Origin of the sequence: Paraburkholderia sp. BCC1886, from assembly GCF_900996245.1 — a bacterium.
Lineage (GTDB): Bacteria > Pseudomonadota > Gammaproteobacteria > Burkholderiales > Burkholderiaceae > Paraburkholderia.
Map to the genome: position 1 here is coordinate 37349 of NZ_CAAJGK010000051.1, position 20752 is coordinate 58100.

Here is a 20752-nt window from a genome sequence, read left to right on the forward strand (position 1 = left end):
TTGTTGATATTTTATTGACAATGTACTCTTCAAACATCGCAGGCCGGTTGCCGTCAGTGCGCAACGATAGCCCGATGTCACGGCGAACTCTGCCGCGACGTCACCGCGATGTGCCCGAACCATTGACCCGACTGGGCTGTAAAGCAATGACCCAACCAACTATTTTCCCGCTCGGCGATGCCGCGCTCGTCTGCGCGGCGCCGCCACCCGCGACGCTGGATTGCCAGCGACGCGTCTGGGCAGCGGCCGACGTCGCGCGCGACTGGCCGCACGTGCTGGAAGTCGTGCCGGGCATGAACAACCTGACGCTCGTCTTCGATCCGCTCGAAGCCGACGTCGACTCGCTCGCGAGCCAGCTACGCGCCGCGTGGGACGCAACCGGCGACGCGCCGGCGCCGGGCCGTCAGGTCGACGTGCCGGTGGAGTACGGCGGCGAGTTCGGCCCCGATCTGCGCGCCGTCGCCGAGCACACCGGTTTGAGCGTGCGCGAAGTCGTCGAGCGCCACGCGGCCGGTGAATACATCGTTTTCTTCCTGGGTTTCCAGCCGGGCTTCGCCTACATGGGCGGACTCGACGCGACGCTGCACACGCCCCGCCGCGCATCGCCCCGGCTCGAAGTGCCGGCCGGCTCGGTCGGCATCGGCGGCGAACAGACCGGCATCTATCCGGCCACCTCGCCCGGCGGCTGGCAACTGATTGGACGGACCGACACCGCGCTCTTCGATGCGACGCGCCGCCCGCCCACCCTGCTGCAACCGGGTGACCGGGTGCGCTTCACCGTCGCGGGGATCCACGCATGATCGACGTGATTCGCGCGGGTCTGCTGACCACGATTCAGGACCTCGGCCGGCACGGCTACCGCCATCTGGGCGTCGCGATGGGCGGCGCACTCGACCGGCTGTCGCTCGAAGTCGGCAACCGGCTGGTCGGCAACCGGCCCGATGCGGCCGGTCTGGAAATCACGTTCGGCCCGACCGTGCTGCGTTTTCTGCGCGCGACGCGGGTCGCTATCGCCGGTACCGATTTCGGCGCGACGCTCGACGGCAAGCCGGTCTACTCGTGGTGGAGTCTGCCGGTGCAGGCGGGCCAGGAACTGGTGCTGAACGCGGCAAAGCGCGGCATGCGCGGCTACGTGTGCATCGCCGGCGGCATCGACGTGTTACCGATGCTCGGGTCGCGCAGCACCGATCTGGCCGGCGGCTTCGGCGGACTCGGCGGCCGGGCGTTGCGCGACGGCGACCGGCTGCCGGTCGGCGCGCCGCCGCAGCGCGGCCACCTCGGCTTCACGCCCGACGCGCCGGAGTTCGGCGTGAAGGCGCCCGCCTGGTGCAAGTTCGTGCTGGTCCACGAGCCGCTGCGGCGCGGCCGGCATCCGTCCGGCGTGCCGTGGGCGGTGCCGATCCGCGTGCTGCGCGGCCCGGAATACGACAACTTCACCGAGGCGGCGCACGAGTCGTTCTGGTCCGACGAGTGGCTCGTCACGCCGAACAGCAACCGCATGGGCTATCGCCTCGCCGGCACCGCGCTCGACCGCAAGCAGAAAACCGACCTGCTGTCGCACGCGGTGCTGCCCGGCACCATCCAGGTTCCGCCGAACGGCCAGCCCATCGTACTGATGAGCGATGCGCAAACCACCGGCGGCTATCCGAAGATCGGCGCGGTGATTCAGGCCGACCTGTGGAAGCTCGCGCAGGTGCGCCTGAACGCGTCGGTCCGCTTCATTCCGACTACGCCCGCCGAAGCGCGCGAGGCGCTGCGGGAAGAACGCACGTATTTGCGACAGATCGATGCCGCGATCGCCATGCATGAAGAACACTGCGCGCGCCAGCTGGCGTGAGCAGCGCTGTGAACCGGGTTGTGGAGTAGGAGAACACCATGGAAATCGATTTGAACGCCGATCTCGGCGAAGGCTGCGGGTCCGACGAAGCGTTGCTCGATCTGGTCAGCTCGGCGAACATCGCCTGCGGCTGGCACGCCGGCGGCGCCAATGCGATGCGCGATTGCGTGCGTTGGGCGGTGCAGAAGGGCGTGGCGATCGGCGCGCATCCGAGTTTCAACGACCCGGAGAATTTCGGCCGCAAGGAAATGGATTTGCCGGCCGACGAGATTTATGCCGGCGTGCTGTATCAACTCGGCGCGCTGTCGGCCATCGCGCAGGCCGAGGGCGGCCGCATCGCGCATGTGAAGCCGCACGGCGCGCTCTATAACCAGGCCGCGCGCGAGCCGGGCGTTGCCGACGCGATCGTCTCGGCAGTGCACGATTTCGATCCCTCCATCGTCGTGTTCGCGCTGGCCAACAGCGGCTTCGTGACGGCTGCGCGCGCGGCGGGGCTGACCGCCATCGAAGAAGTGTTCGCCGACCGCGGCTATCGCGCCGACGGCTCGCTCGTGCCGCGCAAGGAGCCCGGCGCGTTGCTCGACGACGAAGAACTCGTGCTCGCGCGCACGCTCGCAATGGTGCGCGAGCGCCGCGTGCAGGCGGTCGATGGCCAATGGGTGCCGCTGAATGCGCAGACCATCTGTCTGCATGGCGACGGTCCGCATGCGCTGGCGTTCGCCCGGCGCATTCGCAGCGCGCTGGAAGGCGCGGGTGTCGAAGTGCATGCGGCCGGCGCCGCCAGTGTTTGAGGCGAAGGCGGCTGATTCGTCGTTGGCGCAGCAAGCGGTTCTTTGCAGCAAACGCGGTGCAGGCGCAGGTGCAGGTGCAGGTGAAGGTGAAGGTGCAGATGAAGGTGCAGCAACGCGGCCACGAGAGCCGCGGCAATGAAAAACGGCGCGGGCTCGCCCGCGCCGGCCTATGTCAAGCCGCCACGAGCGGCGAGGTTAAAAATCCCTGTTTGGAGATCCACATGCAGACAACCGTCAGTCTATGGCCGCTCATCGGCGTGGCCGTCATCATCGTCGGCTTTTTATTGCGGTTCAATCCGATGCTGATCGTGGCCGTCGCCGCGATCGTCACCGGGCTGGCCGCGCATTTCCCGCCTGAAAAAATCCTCGCCGAAATCGGCACCGGCTTCATCAAGACCCGCAACATCCCGCTGATCATCCTGCTGCCGCTTGCCGTGATCGGTTTGCTCGAACGGCACGGTCTGCGCGAGCGCGCGCAAGCGTGGATCGCCGGTATCAAGGCGGCCACCGCCGGCCGTCTGCTGATCGTCTATCTACTGGTGCGCGAGTTGACCGCCGCAGTCGGCCTGACCGGACTCGGCGGCCATCCGCAAATGGTGCGACCGCTGATCGCGCCGATGGCCGAAGGCGCCACCGAAACCCGCTTCGGCAAGATTAGCGACGCCGTGCGCTTCAAGCTGCGCGCGTACGCCGCCGCGACCGACAACGTCGGCCTGTTCTTCGGCGAGGACGTGTTCGTCGCGTTCGGCGCCATCGTGCTGATGACGACCTTCCTGAAAGAAGCCGGCATCGTCGTCGATCCGATCCACGTGGCGGTGTGGGGCATCCCGACCGCGATCTGCGCGTTCCTCGTGCACGGCTTCCGTCTGATGCTGCTCGACCGCCGCTTGCAACGCGAATTGAGCGGCAATGCCGCCGCGACCGGCAATGCATCGGTCGCACCGAAACAGGCTGCAGGAGACAAGGCATGACGCTCACGATCAACTATCTGTTCTGGCTGCTGGGCGTGGTGCTGCTGGTCGTCGGCGGCATGATCCTCACCGACAGGACGCATCCGCGCCGCGTCACCGCAGGCGGCTTCTGGATTCTGTACGCGCTGATCTTCCTGATCGGCGACAAGTTGCCGGCCGCCGTGGTCGGCCTGCTGGTCATCGTAATGGCGCTGATCGCCGGTTTCGGCGGCGTGACGGCGGCCAAGCCGAAAGTGCTGTCGCTCGAAGCGCGCATGGCCAGCGCGAAACGCCTCGGCAACAAGCTGTTCGTGCCGGCGCTGACCATCCCGGTGGTCACGGTAATCGTCACGTTGTCGGCCAGCCATCTGATCTTCGGCGGCATCCCGCTGATCGAAAAAGCCAACGTCACGCTGATCGGCTTCGGCATCGGCTGCGTGATCGCGCTGGCAATCGCCTGCGTGCTGACACGCGACACGGTGGGCCAGTCGATGAAGGAAACCCGCCGGCTGGTCGACGCGCTCTCGTGGGCCGCCGTCCTGCCGCAAATGCTCGGCATGCTCGGGCTCGTGTTTTCGGATGCCGGTGTCGGCAAGGCCGTCGCGCACGTGACGACCGCGTATATCAGCCTCGACTACCGGTTCATCGCGGTGGCCGTGTACTGCATCGGCATGGCGCTGTTCACGATGGTGATGGGCAACGGCTTCGCCGCGTTCCCGGTGATGACCGGCGGCGTCGGCGTGCCGATTCTGGTGGGCGTGTTCCACGGCAACCCGGCCGTGATGGTCGCGATCGGCATGTTCTGCGGCTACTGCGGCACGCTGATGACGCCGATGGCCGCCAACTTCAACATGGTGCCGGCCGCGCTGCTGGAGTTGCCGGACAAGAATGCGGTGATCAAGGTCCAGGTGCCGACCGCGCTGACCTTGCTGGTCGTGAATATCGTCCTGCTGAATTTTCTGATGTTTCTGTAGGGCTTGTCGCATTTGAGTCGTGGTCGATTCCGGGGTAGCGCAGGCGTTTTCTGCAATGCCCCGGAAGCGGAATCGGCGCGTGGGAATTAGGAGCTATCCGATCGTTGGAGTCCGACCCGGACTCTAAGCTGGCCGGCTGTCTCCTCTCCACCTGCCAAGGCGTCTTGCCGCCGATCCCAAATGGAACAACCGGAATATCCGCCCCAGCCCGCCGCGCCGTCGCGCTACCTCGCCTCGTTGATCGACGCCGCGCTCCAGGCGCATCAGGCCGGCCGGTTCGACGCCGCCGAGCCGCTGTATCGCGAAGCCCTCTCGCTCGATCCTCGTCAACCGAAAGCGCTGCATTACTTCGGCGTGCTGCAGCATCAGCGCGGTCATCATGCTATCGCGGCCGGGTTGATCGGCGAGGCGCTCGAGATCGATGCAACCGATGCCGTGTGCTGGAGTCACCGCGGTCTGGTCGCCGCGGCGCTCGGTCATCTCGACGAAGCCATTCTTTGCTACGACCACGCGCTGCAACGCCAGCCCGATTTCGCGGATGCCCGCAATAACCTCGGCGTGGCGCTGCAAGCACGCGGTTCGCTGGAAGCGGCAGTGGCGCAATACCGGCTCGCTCTTGCGAGCCATCCCACGCTGGCGGATGCGCATCTGAATCTGGGCACGGCGCTCGGCAAGCTCGGTCGATACGACGAGGCGCTGGTGTGTTACCGCGACGCGCTGACGCTGGATCCGCACTCCGCTCAGGCTCACTTCAACGCCGGCAATGCGTTCAACGCGCTCGGCGATCATGTCGCGGCGCGCGCCAGTTTCGAGCAGGCGCTGGCGCTGCGACCGGATTACGCCGAGGCGCAGGTGAATCTGGGCAGTCTGATCGGCAAGCTCGGCGACTATGCGGGCGCCGAGTCGCACTATCGGCGCGCGGTCGCGTTGCAGCCGAATCCGACTCACCTCGTGTGCCTGGGCGGCTCGCTCGGCGCACAAGGACGGCTCGACGAAGAGGAAGGCTTCTATCGGCGCGCGCTGGCGCTCGACCCGCACTATGCCGATGCGCATCAGAACCTCGCGTGGCTGCTGCTCAAACGCGGCGACTATCGGCATGGCTGGGCCGAGTTCGCGCAACGCTGGCGCAAGAACGACTACGCGGCGCTCGCTATTCCAGGGGTGCCCGAATGGCGCGGCGAGCCACTCGCAGGGCGCCGTCTGTTGCTGGTCGGCGAACAGGGTTTCGGCGATCACTTCCAGTTCCTTCGCTTCGCGAGCGTGCTGGCCGCACGCGGTGCGCAGGTCGAGTTGCAGGTGCGGGAGCCGCTTCTGCCGCTGGTGACCAGGATACCGGGCGTGCATCGCGCGTTCAGTGGTCAGCCCGACGGCCACTACGATTTCTGGGTGCCGATGATGAGCGTGCCGTCGTGCATCGGCATGGAGTTGTCCACGATTCCAGCCGACCTGCCTTATATGTTTGCCGATGAGGAAAAGGTGAAAAGCTGGCGCAGGAAAACGGGCGCTTCGCCGAAGGGCGCGCCGCCAGAGGGCGCGCCGCCAGAGGGCGCCCCGCCAGAGAGCCAGCGCAAAGTCGGGCTCGTGTGGGCGGGCAGCCCCACCTTCGGCAACGACCGCTACCGGTCTATCGCACTGGCGGATTTGAGCCCACTAAGCGAGCTAAAAAACATCGCGTGGTACGCGCTGCAAAAAGGCCCGGCTCACGCTCAGTTGGCGCACGCCCCAGCCGCTTTCCGCGAGCATGATTTCACCGAGGCGCTAAACAGTTTCGAAGACACCGCCGCGCTGATCATGAACCTCGACCTGGTGATCTCCGTGGACACCGGCGTCGCACATCTGGCCGCCGCACTCGGCAAGCCCGTCTGGGTGTTATTGCCGGCGAATTCGGACTGGCGCTGGCTCGAGCATCGCGACGACTCCCCGTGGTATCCGGGCATGCGACTGTTCAGGCAGAAAGCGCTAGGGCACTGGGGGCCGCTCGCTCACGAGGTGGCCGCGGCGTTGCAGAACAACGCCTGACGCGACACTGTGCTTATCGAGACCCGCGCCGTTGCTGCGCGACCATATAGGCGCGCAGCAATTTGTTGATGCGGGTTTGATAACCCGCACCCTGCTCCTTGAACCACGCCAGCACGTCGGCGTCGAGCCGCATCGTGACAGCCTGCTTAGGCGGCAAATGCAATTCCGCGTTTGCGAAAAAGTCCGCACCGAGTTCCGGCACTTCGCTCGTGTCGATATTCGCGTCGTCGACTTTGGCGAGGCGCTTCCAGTCTGTTCCTGTCTTTTTGCTCATCATTTCCGCCGTGTTCGTTTGACTAACCGTTGACGTCAATGCCAGACGCGTTGCTTGTAGCGTTTGACCTCGTGCTTCGTGGCCTGACGAGCGGAGATGATGCGCACGACATCTTCCTCACGCTCGACATACACCACCACACCCACCGTAGCCGCCAGGCAACCCAATGCGACCCAACGGTCCTCACCGTAGTCTTCGCGCTGGTCGAGCGCGATAAGAATGGGGTGATTGAATACGTCGATGGCGTCCTGAAAGTCGATGCCATGTTTGCGGATGTTGATCTGATTCTTGTTTTCATCCCACTCAAAACGCACACGGCACCTGTATTGACGTTTGTACATACACTATAACACGCATCGATTCCGCTGTCCGTCAGGAAAGCCAGGCAATACGCGGCGAAAGTGAACGTCAGACCAAGGGGCTGTTGGCCCCGTTCCGGGACTAGCCGAACGGGCTATCGGGCTTCGGACGCCCTCTGTGAGGCGGACAAAAACTCAACCGGCTTCGACCACGAACCCATGCTGCCGCAGCAACTGCAGCACGCCTTTGCGTCCGCCGAGATGCAGCGCGCCGATCGCCACGAACACCGGCTTGTTCGGTGCGGCGATCAGCAACATGCGGTTGACGAAGCGCCGGTTGCGCTCGTAGACGATCCGGTTGTCGATCGAGTTGGACACGCGTTTGTCGCGCGCGAGCGTTTCGGATTTGGCGGCCTGCCACGCGGCGATCGCATCGGCATCGCCGACCCGCCAGAGCCGGTGCAACGCGCGCACATCGGCGACATTTTCCGCGGGAGTCTGCACGAGGTCCTGCGCCAGCATTTCGCGCTGCTGGGCGAGCGTGAGCCCGGTGAAGGCGCGCATCTGTTGCGACAGCGTTTCGAGCCCGACTATCTTGCCGCGTGTCCTCAGATAAACGTTCTGTAGTTGCGCCTCGGTGCCGTACTCGGTCTGCAAACCTGCGCTCAATGAGTCGTAGGTTTCAACCAGTAAGGAGGCGAGCCACGGCCGCATTTTCTTGATCTCGTCGCGCGCGGCCGGATTGCCGCGCAGACGGAACGCCAGCTTGCGCCACAGCGCATCGGGCAACAGGCCGGGCAGACAGTCGCGTCGACAGACCCCGTACTTCGACACGTCGTCCTGCGAGACCAGCAGTTCGTCGGGCGAGAGTTCGAGCGCCAGCGTCGGCGAGGCGGCCAGCGCACCCAGAATCGGCGCGCGGAAAGGATGGCGCGGCGGATAGTCGGCCGGATCGCCGACATGCAAGGTGCCGAGCAGGTACAGCGTGGTATTGCCGCGTGTCGCGACGTAGAACGGCATATGCGCCGGTTGCCGCCGCACCGGCCCGCTGGCCGTCGTGCCGGAGCCCGGCGGCGGCGGATTGAAGCCCGGCAAGCTCGCGCGCGGCGGCGCCGGCATCGTGGGGACCGGCAACGCCGGGTGTCCTGCCTGAGCCGCGGCATGGGCGGGCGCGCGCTCCGCGTGAGCGATGCCGAGCGACGCCGCGCCCGGTTCGAACAGGGAACATGCGCCGACGAACGCGGCACTCGTCAGTGCCCGCGCCCGCCAACGCCGCACCGCCACTGCACGGCTCGAACCGTCACGTGAACGGTGCGCAGAACGAGGGGCACCACGACGCGCAAAACGGCGCGCAAAAAAGCGCGCCGTCACTCCATCAGGCATCCACGTCCCCCACCTCCTCGGCACGATGACACGACACCTGGCGGCCATCCACTTCACGCAATGCCGGCTCTTCGCTGCGGCAGCGGTCGATCACATACGGACAGCGCTGGTGGAACGTGCAACCCGACGGCGGATTCAGCGGCGACGGCATTTCGCCCTGCAGCTTGATCTTGATGGTCCGGTCCGCTTCGAAGATGGACGGCGTAGCCGACATCAACGCGCGCGTGTACGGATGGCGCGGCTTCGAAAAAATCCGCGCCTTGTCGCCGAGTTCCGCGACGCCGCCGAAGTACATCACCATCACGTCGTCGGCGATATGTTCGACCACCGACAGATTGTGCGAGATGAACACATAGCTGGTCTTGAACTGCGCCTGCAGGTCCATGAAGAGATTCAGGATCTGCGCCTGAATCGACACGTCGAGCGCGGACACGGGTTCGTCGGCCACCACGATTTGCGGATCGAGAATCATCGCGCGCGCAATCGCCACGCGTTGCCGCTGACCGCCGGAGAACATATGCGGATACCGCTTCGCATGTTCGGGGCGCAGGCCGACCGTGCGCATCATCTGCGCGATGCGTTCGGCGCGCTCGAAGACGTTCAGCTGGGTGTTGATGGCGAGCGGTTCGCCGAGCGTCTGCTCGACGGTCTTGCGCGGATTGAGCGACGCAAACGGATTCTGGAACACCATCTGCACGCGCCGCCGCAGCGCGGCGATCTTCGCGCGATCGGCACCGGCGACGTCCTCGCCGTCGATCAGCAGACGTCCCGCGGTGGGCGCTTCGATCATCGTCAGCTGGCGCGCGAGCGTGGACTTGCCACAGCCCGATTCGCCCACGACCGCAAGCGTCTTGCCGCGCTCGAGTGCGAACGACACGCCGTTCAACGCTTTCACCGTGCCCTGGCTGAACATGCTGCGTTTGACCGCATAGTGCCGCGCGAGCTTGTCGGCGACCAGCACGTGGTCGCCCGCCGGGCCGGACTGGCGCCGCGTTTCGGGTACTGCGTTCATCGTGCGCCTCCATGGGTGTGAACGTTGGCGTCGCCGCTCAGGTTCAGGGGTTTGATGCAGCGTACGCGCGCCACTTCGGCGTGACCTTGCATCGGTACAAGCGCGGGCCGCGCCTTCGTGCACGCTTCTTCCACGTACTTGCAGCGCGGTGCGAACAGACACCCTTTTGGCCGGTCGTCGCGGCCCGGCACCATGCCGGCGAGCGCCGAAAGCCGCTCGGCGCCGACATTGTGCTCGGGAATTGCGGCCAGCAACGCCTCCGTGTACGGATGATGAGGCGCGGCGAAAATGTCCGGCACGCGGTTGGTCTCGATCACTTCGCCAGCGTACATGACGGCCACGCGCTGCGCGACCTCGGAGACCACCGCCAGATCGTGCGAGATCAGCACGAGCGCCATGCCGCGCTCCTTCTGCAGCTTGATCAGCAACTCCATGATCTGCGCCTGGATCGTCACGTCGAGCGCGGTGGTAGGTTCGTCGGCAATCAGCAGTTTCGGGTTGCAGGCAATCGCCATCGCGATCATCACGCGCTGATTCATGCCGCCCGACATCTGATGCGGAAACGAGCCGATGCGGCTCTTCGCGTCCGGAATGCCGACCTGGTCGAGCAGTTCCAGTGCGCGCCGGTCGAGCGCCGCGCCGCGCAGGCCTTCGTGCAGCTTCAGCACTTCCTTGATCTGATAGCCGACCGTGTAGCTCGGGTTCAGACTGCTCAGCGCGTCCTGGAACACCATCGCGATGTCCTTGCCGATAATCTTGCGGCGCGCTTTGGCCGATGCCTTCAGCAGGCTCGTGCCGTTGAACGTGACTTCGTCGGCGCTCACCTTGCCGGGCGCGTCGATCAGGCCCATCAGCGCCATCATCGTGACGCTCTTGCCGGAGCCCGACTCGCCGACGACGCCGACCACTTCGCCCGGCGCCACGTCGAGGCTGATACGGTCGACAGCCGGCAGGCCGTTGAAGTTCACGGCCAGATTGCGGATGGTCAATAAAGAACTCATATCACGCCATCCTTTTCAGTTTGGGATCGAGTGCGTCGCGCAGCCCGTCGCCGAGCAGATTGATGGCGAGCACCGAGATCAGGATGGAAAGGCCCGGCATCGTGACGATCCACCAGGCGCTGTCGATATAGTCGCGCGCCGATGCGAGCATCGCGCCCCACTCCGCCGACGGCGGCTGCACACCCAGGCCGAGAAAGCCGAGCGCGGCAGCATCGAGAATCGCCGACGAAAACCCGAGCGTGGCTTGCACGATCAGCGGCGCGGTGCAGTTCGGCAGCACCTGCGAGAACATGAGCCGCAGCGTGCCCGCACCGGCGACGCGCGAGGCCGTCACGTATTCCTTCTGCAACTCGCCCTGCGCCGATGCGCGCGTCAGGCGCACGTAACCCGGCAGCGCGACGATCGCGATGGCCAGCATCGTGTTGACGAGACCCGGACCGATGATCGCCACCACCGCGACCGCCAGCAGCAGCGAGGGCAACGCGAGCAGCACGTCCATGATGCGCATGATCGGCGTGTCGGCCCACTTGTCGAAGAACGCGGCGATCAGACCGAGCACGATGCCCGGAATCAGCGCAAGCACCACGGACACGAAGCCGATCCAGAACGACAGCCGCGCGCCGTACATGAGCCGCGAGAGAATGTCGCGGCCGGCTTCGTCGGTGCCGAGAATGAACTTCCAGTTGCCGCCGTCGAGCCAGGCGGGCGGAATTTTCACGAAGTCGCGGTACTGCTCGATCGGGCTGTGCGGCGCGATCAGCGGCGCGAAGATCGCGACGAAAACCAGCAGCAGCACGACGACGCCGGCCGCGACCGCACCACGGTTACGCGAGAAATTCGCCCAGAATTCACGGGCCGCGATGGTGCGGCCGCTGGGCGGGGTGACGGCTTGGGGGACTGTATTTTGTATGTCTGCCATATGCGTCTCTGACCTCCTTACCTCGTATGGCGAATGCGCGGATTCAACACGCCGTACAACAGATCGACGACGAGGTTCACGACGATCACCAACGTGGCGATCATCAGAATGCCGCCCTGTACGACGGGATAGTCGCGCCGGCTGATCGCGTCGATCAGCCACTTGCCGATGCCGGGCCACGAAAACAGCGTCTCGGTCAGCACCGCGCCCGCGAGCAGCGTGCCGACCTGCAGGCCGATCACGGTCACCACCGGAATCAGCGCATTGCGCAACGCGTGCACGACGATCACCCGCGCCGGCGACAGACCCTTCGCGCGCGCGGTGCGAATGTAGTCCTCGCGCAGCACTTCGAGCATCGACGAGCGCGTCATGCGCGCGATCACCGCCAGCGGAATCGTGCCGAGCACGATGGCCGGCAGGATCAAGTGACTCAGCGCGGATTTGAACGAGCCTTCGTCGGTGCCGGGCATCAGCGAGTCGATCAGCATGAAGCCGGTGACGTGCGGAATGTCGTATTCCACCGCGATGCGGCCCGACACCGGCGTCCAGCCCAGGTTGACGGAGAACACCATGATGAGGATCAAGCCCCACCAGAAGATCGGCATCGAATAGCCCGTCAGCGCCGTGCCCATCACACCGTGATCGACTACCGTGCCGCGCTTCAACGCGGCGAACACGCCCGCGGGCAAGCCGACGATCAGCGCGAACAGCATCGCGCAGATGGACAGTTCGATGGTGGCGGGAAAGCGCGCGAGAAACTCGCCCATCACGCTGGTGTTGGTGATGATCGACGTGCCGAGATTACCGTGCAGCGCGCGTCCGATGTAGTGGATATATTGCATCGGCAGGGACTCGTCGAGTCCGAGGCGGTGCATCGCGGCCGCATGCATGGCCGGGTCGACGCCGCGCTCGCCCATCATCACTTCGATGGGGTCGCCCGGTATCAGGTGAATCAGTGCGAACGCGAGAATCGTGATGCCGATGAACGTCGGTATCACCATGCCGATGCGACGCAAAACGAAGCGGAACATGGTTCGTCCTGTGGTCTTGATGAAGAAAAAACGCAACCGGCGACGAGGGCTCGTGACCCCGGTCGCCGGACCATTTCGACCAGTTTTCTAACCGTGCGAAAAGCGTACTGCGCAAATTTTACGACTCGCTCGATAGCGGGTGCATCGTCTTACTTGACGCTCACGCCGTCGAAGCGCGCATAGCCGAGCGGCTCGATACGCATGTCGACCACCTTCTTGCTGACAGGCTGATACACGGTCGAGTGAGCGATCGGCGAGAACGGCAGTTGCTGCGCGAAGATCTGTTGCGCCTGCATATAAGCCGTCGTGCGCGCGGCCTGATCGGACGTCACCCGGCCCTTCTGGATCAGATCGTCGAACGGCTTGTAGCACCACTTCGAGAAGTTGTTGCCGTTCACCGCTTCGCAGCCGAGCAGCGTGCCGAGCCAGTTGTCCGGATCGCCGTTATCGCCGGTCCAGCCGATCAGCATGGCGTCGTCTTCGCCCGCGTGCGCGCGCTTGATGTACTCACCCCATTCGTAGGTGACGATCTTCGCCTTCACGCCGATCTTGGCCCAGTCGGCCTGGATCATTTCCGCCATCAGACGGGCGTTCGGGTTGTACGCGCGTTGCACCGGCATCGCCCACAGCGTGAGGTCGAAGCCGTTCGGGAAGCCCGCCTTGGCGAGCAGAGCCTTGGCCTTCTCCGGATCGTAGGACGCGCCCTTCAGGTTCTTGTCATAGGACCATTGCGTCGGAGGCAGCGGATTGGTCGCGGCCTGACCGGCGCCCTGATACACCGACTCGATGATCGCCTTCTTGTTGATCGCCATGTCCAGCGCCTGACGCACTTCGAGCTTGTCGACCGGTTTATGCGTGACGTTGTAAGCGAGGTAGCCGAGGTTGAAACCCGGTTGCGACGGCATCGCGAGATTCGCTTCCGACTTCAGCGGCGCGATGTCGGCCGGACGCGGATAGCTCATCACCTGACATTCGTCGCGCTTGATCTTCTGCACGCGCACGCCGGCGTCCGGTGTGATCGAGAAAATCAGCTTGGAGATTTTCACGGCGTTCGGCTTCCAGTAATCCGGATTGCCGTCGAAGCGGATGGTCGCGTCTTTCGTGTAGCTGCGGAAGATGAACGGGCCCGTGCCGACCGGATACTGGTTGATGTCGGCGGCTTTGCCGGCCTTCAGCAACTGGTCGCCGTATTCGCTCGACAGGACCGACGCATACTCCATCGCCAGATTCTGGATGAACGGCGCGTTGACTTCCTTCAGCGTGAACCTGACGGTGTACGGATCGACCTTCTCGACCTTGGTGATGAGCTTGTCGAGACCCATGTCGGTGAAGTACGGGAACTGCACCGGGTAGGCCTTATGGAACGGCTGGTCCGGGTCGAGCATGCGCTCGAACGTGAAGATCACGTCGTCCGCATTGAATTCGCGCGTGGGCTTGAAGAACGAGGTGGTCTGGAACTTCACGCCATGACGCAGATGGAACGTGTAGGTCTTGCCGTCCGGCGAGACTTCCCACTTTTCTGCGAGGCCTGGTTCGACCTTGGTGCCGCCACGTTCGAATTCGACCAGACGGTTGTAGACCGTGAACGTGTTGGCCGTGAAGTCGGTGCCCGTGGTGTACTGGGCAGGATCAAAACCCGCAGGGCTGCCTTCTGAGCAATAGACCAGGGTTTTGTTCGGAATCTCGGCGCGCGCAACGCCTGCGCCCACCGTCGATGCCGCTGCGGCGGCGACGAGCGTCGTAACACGCACGGCGCGCAACAGATTGTTTTGCTTCATGTTTCCTCCAGGTTCGGAACCGGCTCCCGCCGGTGTAGCGCGATCTTACTTGAGCTTGGGGCGCACCACCAAGCGGAGGAAAATACCCGTGTTGCCGATCGGAAACTATCCTGGGCGTCTTACCGTCGCAGGATGGCGCCCCGCACGGCGCGCGCAACGACGTCTGATCGCACCGTTCTTTCACAGGCCTTTCCGGTAGCAAAATAGCGGCCCAGCGACGAAAAAAAACCGCATGGCCCGTGAAGACCGTGCGGTGATTCGTTCGCGAGCTCGGGACTCGCTGAACTCGTGGCTACAAATTCAGGCGCCCAGACGCTCGCAAATGGCCTTGGTCGCAGCCGCGCCGTTGAGCGTGTAGAAATGCAGGCCCGGCGCTTTCGCGTCGATCAGCCGCTGGCACAGGTCGGTGACCACATCCAGCCCGAATGCGCGAATCGACTCGCGGTCGTCGCCAAAACTTTCCAGACGGCGTGCGACCCAACGCGGCACTTCCGCGCCGCACATTTCCGAGAAGCGCATCAGTTGCGAGAAGTTCGTGATCGGCATGATGCCCGGCACGATCGGCACGTCCACGCCCAGGTCCTTCGCGTCGTCGACGAAACGGAAATACGCGTCGGCGTTGAAGAAGTACTGCGTGATCGCCGAATTGGCGCCGGCCTTCACCTTGCGGGCAAAGTTTTCCAGGTCCTGACGCGGCGAGCGCGATTGCGGATGGTATTCGGGGTAGCCCGCCACCTCGATCCAGAACCAGTCGCCGAACTCGGCGCGAATGAAGCTCACCAGTTCCGACGCGTAACGCAATTCGCCAACTTCGCCCATGCCCGAGGGCAGGTCGCCGCGCAGCGCGACGATATGGCGGATGCCATGCGAGCGGTACTCGTTGAGAATCGCCCGCAGGCTCTCCCTGGACGAGCCGATGCACGACACGTGCGGCGCAGCCTCGATGCCTTCCTTCGCCATATCGACGACGGTGTCGAGCGTGCCCTGTTGCGTCGAGCCGCCCGCGCCGAACGTGACGGACACGAACTTGGGTTTGAGCGGAGCGAGTTGCGCACGGGTGGCGCGCAGCTTGTCGACGCCTTCCTGCGTTTTCGGCGGGAAGAATTCGAATGAAAGTTCGATCGGATTCATGATTCAGTAGTCAGCCGGGTCAACCTAAACTGCGGTTGCCGAAAATAACCGCGGACAGGATCCACGAGACGATGCTGTAGAGGATCGAGCCGATGAACGCCGACCAGAACCCCGATACCTCGAATCCCTTCAGCAGCGACGCGCACAACCAGAAACACAACGCGTTCACCACCAGAATGAAGAGCCCGAGCGTGAGAATGGTGACGGGCAACGTCAGCAGGATCAGCACCGGGCGCAACACGGTGTTGATCAACCCGAGCACCACCGCGACGATCAGGGCGGTGCCGAAACTGCGTAGATGAATCGACGGAACGAGATACGTGATGATGAGCAGCGCGAGTGCGTTGATCAGCCAGGTCAGCAGCACGGTCATGTAGAGCTCCTTGCAGGCAGGATATTCATTGAACGAAAGGAAGCGGTCGGCGAACAAAGCGGCGCCTGTTGCGCCGCTTCGTTATTGGGTCGGACCGCCTGCTTGCCTGGTAGCGGCTTAGTAGCGGTAGTGGTTCGGCTTGAACGGACCGTTCTTGTCGACGCTGATGTAGCTTGCCTGATAGTCGGACAGCACGGTCAGTTCGGCACCGATGCGGCCCAGATGCAGACGCGCCACTTTTTCGTCGAGGTGCTTCGGCAGCACGTAGACCTTGTTTTCGTACTTGTCGCCGTGCACGAACAGTTCGATCTGCGCGATCGTCTGGTTCGTGAACGATGCGGACATGACGAACGACGGGTGACCCGTTGCGCAACCGAGGTTCACCAGACGCCCTTCGGCCAGCAGAATGACGCGCTTGCCGTCCGGGAAAATGATGTGGTCGACTTGCGGCTTGATGTTTTCCCACGTGTACTGACGGGTCGACGCGACGTCGATTTCCGAATCGAAGTGGCCGATGTTGCAGACAATCGCGTTGTTGCGCATCGCCGCCATGTGATCGTGGCCGATCACGTGGAAGTTGCCGGTTGCCGTCACGAAGATGTCGGCCTTGTCGGCTGCGTATTCCATCGTCACGACACGGTAGCCTTCCATCGCTGCCTGCAGTGCGCAGATCGGATCGATTTCCGTGACCCACACCGTAGCGCCCAGGCCGCGCAGCGATTGCGCGCAGCCCTTGCCCACGTCGCCGTAGCCTGCGACCACTGCGATCTTGCCGGCGATCATCACGTCGGTCGCGCGCTTGATACCGTCGACCAGCGACTCGCGGCAGCCATACAGATTGTCGAATTTCGACTTGGTCACCGAGTCGTTGACGTTGATGGCCGGGAACGGCAGGCGGCCTTCTTTTTCCATCTGATACAGACGGTGCACGCCAGTGGTGGTTTCTTCCGTCACGCCCTGAATGTGCGACAGGCGCGTGGAGTACCACGTCGGGTCGGCATCGAGGTGCGAGGCGATCGACTTGTACAGCGCGACTTCTTCTTCATTGGTCGGCTTGGCGATCACCGAGCGGTCTTTTTCGGCCTTCGAGCCGAGGATCAGCAGCAACGTGGCGTCGCCGCCGTCGTCGAGGATCATGTTGGCGAATTCGCCGTTCGGCCATTCGAAAATGCGGTGCGAGAACTCCCAGTATTCGTCGAGCGATTCGCCCTTGAACGCGAACACCGGCGTGCCGGCCTTGGCGATGGCCGCCGCGGCATGATCCTGCGTCGAGAAGATGTTGCACGATGCCCAACGTACGTCGGCGCCGAGCGCGGTGAGCGTCTCGATCAACACGCCGGTCTGGATGGTCATGTGCAGGGAACCTGCGATACGTGCACCCTTTAACGGCTGCGACGTCTTGTACTCTTCGCGCGTTTGCATGAGACCGGGCATTTCGGTCTCGGCGATGTTGAGCTCCTTGCGGCCCCAGTCGGCGAGCGACAGGTCGGCAACGAGATAGTCCTGGGAAGCCTGGGAATCGATAACTGCGGCGTTCATCACGCCCTCCTTTCTAAGAAATTGACTAGAAATTTGACGTGAGCGCGGTTCGATGCGGCGGACTTCTGCGGGTCAGGCAATGCAGGTCCACCGATTGAAGCCTTCGAGCCTGGCGGGCGCATCGGGCTTGAAAACAAGCCGATTCGCAGATCCCGTCGCAACGCTCCTCGAAGACGAACGGCGATTGTAGCAAATCGAGATGGCTTCGTGGCGTGGCCGCGGGGAAGCGCGTGGAAGGCTTATGAGGCGGCGGATGCCTCGTCTGCGGCAGCGCCGGCGAACAGGTTGGCCGAGCGCAATTGTTCGATGCCCGCGCGCGCGGAATCGAGAAACTGCCGGGAGTAGCGGAACGCGTCGGCCATGTCGGCGGCGTCGGGCGCCTGCAAACCGAGCGCGATGCGGAAGTAGCGTTCGGCGTGAATGCCGGCGTGATAGTGCATGCGTACGCGTTTGGCATCGTCCAGACGCGGGTTGCCGAAAATCGCGCGCAGCGCCCAGGAAAACGCGCCGTCTTCGCCGCCGATACGCCGGAACGCGTCGTCCATCGGAAAACCGCCGAGCGCGTTATACGCGGCGCGGCGGATGATCAGACTGCTCGGCACGGTATTGCTGAGCGTGGCCGCATGCGCGGCGAAGTCGGCGTGGCCGGTGAGTTCGGCAGGAAAATCGCAGTAGTCGACATCGAGCCGCACGGACACTTCGCGTGGATGTCGAGTGAGAAACGAACTGGCGGCGGCGAGTGCGCCGGACAGATATTCGTCGTCGGCATCGATAAAAGCCAGCAACTCGTGGGTGGCATGCAGCGCGCCCCAGTTGCGCGCCCGCGCCGCGCCGCCGTTGACCGGCATGGTCAGCAAACCGATGCGCGGATCGCGGCTGCCGTAATAGCCGACGATCTCGGCCGACGTGTCGGTGGAGCCGTCGTCCACCACGATGATCTGCGCGGCTTCCGGCTGCAAACGGCAGCTTTGCAGGGCGCGCGCCAAGGTCGCCGCGCTGTTGTAGCAGGGAATGATGATCGAGATGGGCGTCATGACGTGAACCGGGCGGGCCGTGCCGATAAGAAATTGCGGCGAGTTTATCCCGCCTCGGCACAGCTCCATCTCGAATTACAGAGCGAGCGGCGGCGCAGTCCGCGAGCGGCGTCGGATCAGATCGGCAGCAGGCCGAGCATCGGCGCGAGCAGCACCATCACGACGCCGGCGATCATCATCGTCAGGCTGGCGACCACGCCCTCCTCGCTGCCGAGTTCGCGCGCCTTCGCGGTGCCGATGCCATGCGCGGCCGCGCCGAACAGCGCGCCGCGCGCGAGACGCGTGCGCAGCGGCACGAGACCCAGCACCAGTTCGCCGAACAACATGCCGCATACGCCCGTCGCGATGACGAACAGCGCGGTCAGGTCCTTCGGCGCATGAATTCTGTCGGAAACCGCGAGCGCGAACGGCGTCGATACCGAACGCGTCATCAGACTGCGCTGCAACTCGGGCGACAGATGCAGCAGCCGCGCCAGCAGCAACGAGCCGCCCACGCCGACCAGAATGCCGACCGCCACGCCCACGGTCAGCGAAATCCAGTGGCGCTTCAGCAAGTCGCGGTATTCGTAGATCGGCACCGCGAACGCGACCGTCGCCGGCCCAAGCAACCACATCAGCCAGCGGGTGTCCCGAAAGTAGAGCGGATAGGGAATATGCGCGAGCAGGATCACCGCGCACAACACCACCGGCACGGCCACCAGCGGCGTGAGCCACAGCGACTTGCAACGCGCGTATAGCGCTTTCGACGCGAAATACAGCACCACGGTCAGCAGGAGGCAGCCGGCCGCGATCAGACGGGCGGCGGCGTCGGCGAAAAGCGCGGTGTAGAGCGAGGTGGAGAGCGTGTTCATCGAATCAGCGGGCAACATCACAGGCGCGCGGTCTGCCGCGCGATCCTCACCCGGCGCAGCGCGAGACGCCGCTCCAGTCGCACGGCCTGCTCGACGGCAAAGGCCACGGCCACCATCACCATGAGTGTTCCCGCCGCCACGACGAGCGCGAGCCGCCAGCCGTCTTCGCGAAACAGCCCGCCGTACTGCACCGCGGCGACCGCCGCCGGAATGAAGAACAGAAGCATGTCCGACAACAGCCAGTCGGCGCCGGCCTTGATCCAGCGCGGCGCAATGCCGCCGCAGAACAGGAGGAGGAGCAAGGCCAGCAACCCGACCACGCCGCCGGGCACCGGCAGCTGAAACCGCCGCACAATGAAATCGGCCAGAAGCCAGACACCGGCAATCGCGGCGCTCTGCACGGCAATGCTCAGGAGGCGCCACGCGCCGCTGCCGCGAAGAGGTGAAGCAAAGCGAGGCGACGTCATGGCATTCCCTGGGTGATTTTTACAGCAACCCAGTATATGGACTGACCCCGCATAAATATAATGACTTACAATCATCGAAATCATTCCGATTTGGAATTCTGGAGCTCCCATCGTGGAACTGCGTGCGCTGCGATACTTCGTCGAAGTGGTTCGCCAGCAGAGCTTCACCGCGGCTGCCGAGCAGATGTTCGTGACCCAGCCGACCATCAGCAAGATGGTGAAGTCGCTGGAAGATGAAATCGGCTCGCCGCTGCTGTTGCGCGACGGCCGCCAGATGGTGCTGACCGATGCCGGGCGCATCGTCTATCAGCGCGGTCAGGACGTGCTCGCCGCGCATGCGCAATTGCAGGCCGAGTTGAGCGATCTCGGCACGTTGGGCCGCGGCGAACTCACGATCGGCATTCCGCCGATGGGTGGCGCGCTCTTCACCCCAGCCATCGCGGCGTTTCGCCAGCGTCATCCCAAGATCGAACTGAAGCTCTTCGAACAGGGCGCGCGCGCGATCGAAACCGCGTTGATCCACGGCGAACTGGAATTGGGCGGCGTCCTGCTGCCGGTCGACCCCGACAACCTCGACGTCCTGCCGATGTCGCGGCAACTGCTCTGGCTGGTGAGCCGCATCGGCTCGCAATGGGACGCGTTGCAGGAAGTGCCGCTCGCGCAACTCGCTAACGAGCCCTTCGTGTTCTACGGCGAGAGCCTGGCTTTGAACGACGTGGTGCTGAATGCCTGCCGCACGGCGGGATTCGCGCCAACCATCGTCGGGCGCAGCGCCCATTGGGATTTCATGGCGGCGCTGGTGCTGGCGGGTGTCGGCATCGCGTTGCTGCCCGCGCCGTATTGCCGGCGGCTCGACCCCACGAAGTTCACCTGCCGGCCGGTCGTGGAACCGGAGATTCCGTGGGAAATGGCGATCGGCTGGCGACGCAACGGTTATCTCTCGCACGCGGCGCGCGCGTGGCTCGAGGTCGCGCGCGAGGTGACGCCGGGGCTGGCCGGCGACGACTTCATGCTGTGGCCGGGCATCGACATCGATACGGCCGGCGGGGACGCGGCTCCGGCATCGTCGTCATCCAGCGAATAACGGCA

Annotated in this window: 21 protein-coding genes and 1 riboswitch; of the genes, 7 read left to right on the forward strand and 14 right to left on the reverse strand. The window is 64.2% G+C overall.

Annotated elements, in window-relative coordinates:
• Positions 1–146: 146 nt before the first annotated feature.
• The 6 genes from pxpB to FQ746_RS17940 all read left to right on the forward strand — a co-directional run bounded on the left by pxpB (position 147) and on the right by FQ746_RS17940 (position 6571).
• A complete protein-coding gene (gene pxpB, locus FQ746_RS17915) occupies positions 147–800 on the forward strand; it encodes a 5-oxoprolinase subunit PxpB (protein ID WP_144110832.1) in 654 nt (217 codons plus the stop codon).
• Complete coding sequence (locus FQ746_RS17920; protein ID WP_144110834.1) at positions 797–1837, forward strand: biotin-dependent carboxyltransferase family protein; 1041 nt, start codon at positions 797–799, stop codon at positions 1835–1837. Before pxpB ends, FQ746_RS17920 begins: the two co-directional genes overlap by 4 nt.
• A gap of 38 nt (positions 1838–1875) precedes the next feature.
• Complete coding sequence (gene pxpA / locus FQ746_RS17925) at positions 1876–2628, forward strand: 5-oxoprolinase subunit PxpA (protein ID WP_144110836.1); 753 nt, start codon at positions 1876–1878, stop codon at positions 2626–2628.
• Between the two features lie 221 nt (positions 2629–2849).
• The gene (locus FQ746_RS17930; protein ID WP_144110838.1) at positions 2850–3599 is read left to right on the forward strand and encodes a DUF969 domain-containing protein; all 750 of its coding nucleotides are present in this window, start codon (positions 2850–2852) and stop codon (positions 3597–3599) included.
• Positions 3596–4552 carry a DUF979 domain-containing protein gene (locus FQ746_RS17935; RefSeq protein WP_144110840.1) on the forward strand — a complete coding sequence of 319 codons (957 nt, stop codon included), beginning with the start codon at positions 3596–3598 and terminating at the stop codon, positions 4550–4552. Before FQ746_RS17930 ends, FQ746_RS17935 begins: the two co-directional genes overlap by 4 nt.
• Positions 4553–4732: 180 nt before the next feature.
• Positions 4733–6571, forward strand: coding sequence for a tetratricopeptide repeat protein (locus tag FQ746_RS17940; RefSeq protein ID WP_144110842.1), 1839 nt, complete (start codon positions 4733–4735; stop codon positions 6569–6571).
• Positions 6572–6584: 13 nt separating this feature from the next.
• Here FQ746_RS17940 and FQ746_RS17945 read toward each other — a convergent pair whose 3' ends face one another.
• From FQ746_RS17945 to FQ746_RS18010, 14 genes are all read right to left on the reverse strand, one after another.
• Complete coding sequence (locus tag FQ746_RS17945) at positions 6585–6845, reverse strand: BrnA antitoxin family protein (RefSeq protein ID WP_144110844.1); 261 nt, start codon at positions 6843–6845, stop codon at positions 6585–6587.
• Positions 6846–6880: 35 nt separating this feature from the next.
• Positions 6881–7159, reverse strand: coding sequence for a BrnT family toxin (locus FQ746_RS17950; RefSeq protein ID WP_144110846.1), 279 nt, complete (start codon positions 7157–7159; stop codon positions 6881–6883).
• A 180-nt stretch (positions 7160–7339) separates the two neighbouring features.
• The gene (locus FQ746_RS17955) at positions 7340–8527 is read right to left on the reverse strand and encodes a TraB/GumN family protein (RefSeq protein ID WP_144110849.1); all 1188 of its coding nucleotides are present in this window, start codon (positions 8525–8527) and stop codon (positions 7340–7342) included.
• Positions 8520–9539 (reverse strand): peptide ABC transporter ATP-binding protein, encoded by a 1020-nt coding sequence (locus FQ746_RS17960; protein ID WP_144110851.1) that lies wholly within the window; start codon positions 9537–9539, stop codon positions 8520–8522. The genes FQ746_RS17955 and FQ746_RS17960 overlap by 8 nt, the downstream gene beginning before the upstream one ends.
• Positions 9536–10540 (reverse strand): ABC transporter ATP-binding protein, encoded by a 1005-nt coding sequence (locus FQ746_RS17965; protein ID WP_144110853.1) that lies wholly within the window; start codon positions 10538–10540, stop codon positions 9536–9538. The genes FQ746_RS17960 and FQ746_RS17965 overlap by 4 nt, the downstream gene beginning before the upstream one ends.
• Position 10541: 1 nt before the next feature.
• Entirely contained in the window at positions 10542–11459 is a 918-nt protein-coding gene (locus tag FQ746_RS17970; RefSeq protein ID WP_144110855.1) for an ABC transporter permease subunit, read from the reverse strand.
• Between the two features lie 17 nt (positions 11460–11476).
• Positions 11477–12490 carry an ABC transporter permease subunit gene (locus tag FQ746_RS17975; RefSeq protein ID WP_144110857.1) on the reverse strand — a complete coding sequence of 338 codons (1014 nt, stop codon included), beginning with the start codon at positions 12488–12490 and terminating at the stop codon, positions 11477–11479.
• A 149-nt stretch (positions 12491–12639) separates the two neighbouring features.
• Positions 12640–14268, reverse strand: coding sequence for an ABC transporter substrate-binding protein (locus FQ746_RS17980; protein ID WP_144110859.1), 1629 nt, complete (start codon positions 14266–14268; stop codon positions 12640–12642).
• A gap of 300 nt (positions 14269–14568) precedes the next feature.
• Positions 14569–15399: a methylenetetrahydrofolate reductase [NAD(P)H] gene (gene metF / locus FQ746_RS17985; protein ID WP_144110861.1), complete on the reverse strand. Its 831-nt coding sequence runs from the start codon at positions 15397–15399 to the stop codon at positions 14569–14571.
• A gap of 19 nt (positions 15400–15418) precedes the next feature.
• Positions 15419–15772 (reverse strand): phage holin family protein, encoded by a 354-nt coding sequence (locus FQ746_RS17990; protein ID WP_144110863.1) that lies wholly within the window; start codon positions 15770–15772, stop codon positions 15419–15421.
• A 117-nt stretch (positions 15773–15889) separates the two neighbouring features.
• Positions 15890–17311 (reverse strand): adenosylhomocysteinase, encoded by a 1422-nt coding sequence (gene ahcY / locus FQ746_RS17995; protein ID WP_144110865.1) that lies wholly within the window; start codon positions 17309–17311, stop codon positions 15890–15892.
• A 33-nt stretch (positions 17312–17344) separates the two neighbouring features.
• A riboswitch (S-adenosyl-L-homocysteine riboswitch) is annotated at positions 17345–17486 on the reverse strand.
• A 64-nt stretch (positions 17487–17550) separates the two neighbouring features.
• A complete protein-coding gene (locus FQ746_RS18000) occupies positions 17551–18345 on the reverse strand; it encodes a glycosyltransferase family 2 protein (protein ID WP_144110867.1) in 795 nt (264 codons plus the stop codon).
• A 116-nt stretch (positions 18346–18461) separates the two neighbouring features.
• The gene (locus FQ746_RS18005; protein ID WP_144110868.1) at positions 18462–19196 is read right to left on the reverse strand and encodes an LrgB family protein; all 735 of its coding nucleotides are present in this window, start codon (positions 19194–19196) and stop codon (positions 18462–18464) included.
• A 17-nt stretch (positions 19197–19213) separates the two neighbouring features.
• Positions 19214–19663: a CidA/LrgA family protein gene (locus tag FQ746_RS18010; protein ID WP_144110870.1), complete on the reverse strand. Its 450-nt coding sequence runs from the start codon at positions 19661–19663 to the stop codon at positions 19214–19216.
• 112 nt (positions 19664–19775) lie between these two features.
• Between FQ746_RS18010 and FQ746_RS18015 the strand changes: the two genes are divergently transcribed.
• On the forward strand, positions 19776–20747 hold the full coding sequence (locus FQ746_RS18015; RefSeq protein ID WP_144110872.1) for a LysR family transcriptional regulator: 972 nt from the start codon (positions 19776–19778) through the stop codon (positions 20745–20747).
• Positions 20748–20752 lie beyond the last annotated feature (5 nt).

What these genes read in the sequence shown, in the direction of transcription:
- FQ746_RS17955 (WP_144110849.1), bottom strand. Translation starts at nt 8,527, where the DNA reads ATGCCTGATGGAGTGACGGCGCGCTTTTTTGCGCGCCGTTTTGCGCGT.
- metF (WP_144110861.1), bottom strand. Translation starts at nt 15,399, where the DNA reads ATGAATCCGATCGAACTTTCATTCGAATTCTTCCCGCCGAAAACGCAG.
- pxpB (WP_144110832.1), top strand. Translation starts at nt 147, where the DNA reads ATGACCCAACCAACTATTTTCCCGCTCGGCGATGCCGCGCTCGTCTGC.
- FQ746_RS18000 (WP_144110867.1), bottom strand. Translation starts at nt 18,345, where the DNA reads ATGACGCCCATCTCGATCATCATTCCCTGCTACAACAGCGCGGCGACC.
- FQ746_RS17940 (WP_144110842.1), top strand. Translation starts at nt 4,733, where the DNA reads ATGGAACAACCGGAATATCCGCCCCAGCCCGCCGCGCCGTCGCGCTAC.
- FQ746_RS17945 (WP_144110844.1), bottom strand. Translation starts at nt 6,845, where the DNA reads ATGAGCAAAAAGACAGGAACAGACTGGAAGCGCCTCGCCAAAGTCGAC.
- FQ746_RS18005 (WP_144110868.1), bottom strand. Translation starts at nt 19,196, where the DNA reads ATGAACACGCTCTCCACCTCGCTCTACACCGCGCTTTTCGCCGACGCC.
- FQ746_RS17990 (WP_144110863.1), bottom strand. Translation starts at nt 15,772, where the DNA reads ATGACCGTGCTGCTGACCTGGCTGATCAACGCACTCGCGCTGCTCATC.
- FQ746_RS17930 (WP_144110838.1), top strand. Translation starts at nt 2,850, where the DNA reads ATGCAGACAACCGTCAGTCTATGGCCGCTCATCGGCGTGGCCGTCATC.
- ahcY (WP_144110865.1), bottom strand. Translation starts at nt 17,311, where the DNA reads ATGAACGCCGCAGTTATCGATTCCCAGGCTTCCCAGGACTATCTCGTT.
- FQ746_RS17965 (WP_144110853.1), bottom strand. Translation starts at nt 10,540, where the DNA reads ATGAGTTCTTTATTGACCATCCGCAATCTGGCCGTGAACTTCAACGGC.
- FQ746_RS17970 (WP_144110855.1), bottom strand. Translation starts at nt 11,459, where the DNA reads ATGGCAGACATACAAAATACAGTCCCCCAAGCCGTCACCCCGCCCAGC.
- pxpA (WP_144110836.1), top strand. Translation starts at nt 1,876, where the DNA reads ATGGAAATCGATTTGAACGCCGATCTCGGCGAAGGCTGCGGGTCCGAC.
- FQ746_RS17920 (WP_144110834.1), top strand. Translation starts at nt 797, where the DNA reads ATGATCGACGTGATTCGCGCGGGTCTGCTGACCACGATTCAGGACCTC.
- FQ746_RS18010 (WP_144110870.1), bottom strand. Translation starts at nt 19,663, where the DNA reads ATGACGTCGCCTCGCTTTGCTTCACCTCTTCGCGGCAGCGGCGCGTGG.
- FQ746_RS17980 (WP_144110859.1), bottom strand. Translation starts at nt 14,268, where the DNA reads ATGAAGCAAAACAATCTGTTGCGCGCCGTGCGTGTTACGACGCTCGTC.
- FQ746_RS17960 (WP_144110851.1), bottom strand. Translation starts at nt 9,539, where the DNA reads ATGAACGCAGTACCCGAAACGCGGCGCCAGTCCGGCCCGGCGGGCGAC.
- FQ746_RS17935 (WP_144110840.1), top strand. Translation starts at nt 3,596, where the DNA reads ATGACGCTCACGATCAACTATCTGTTCTGGCTGCTGGGCGTGGTGCTG.
- FQ746_RS17975 (WP_144110857.1), bottom strand. Translation starts at nt 12,490, where the DNA reads ATGTTCCGCTTCGTTTTGCGTCGCATCGGCATGGTGATACCGACGTTC.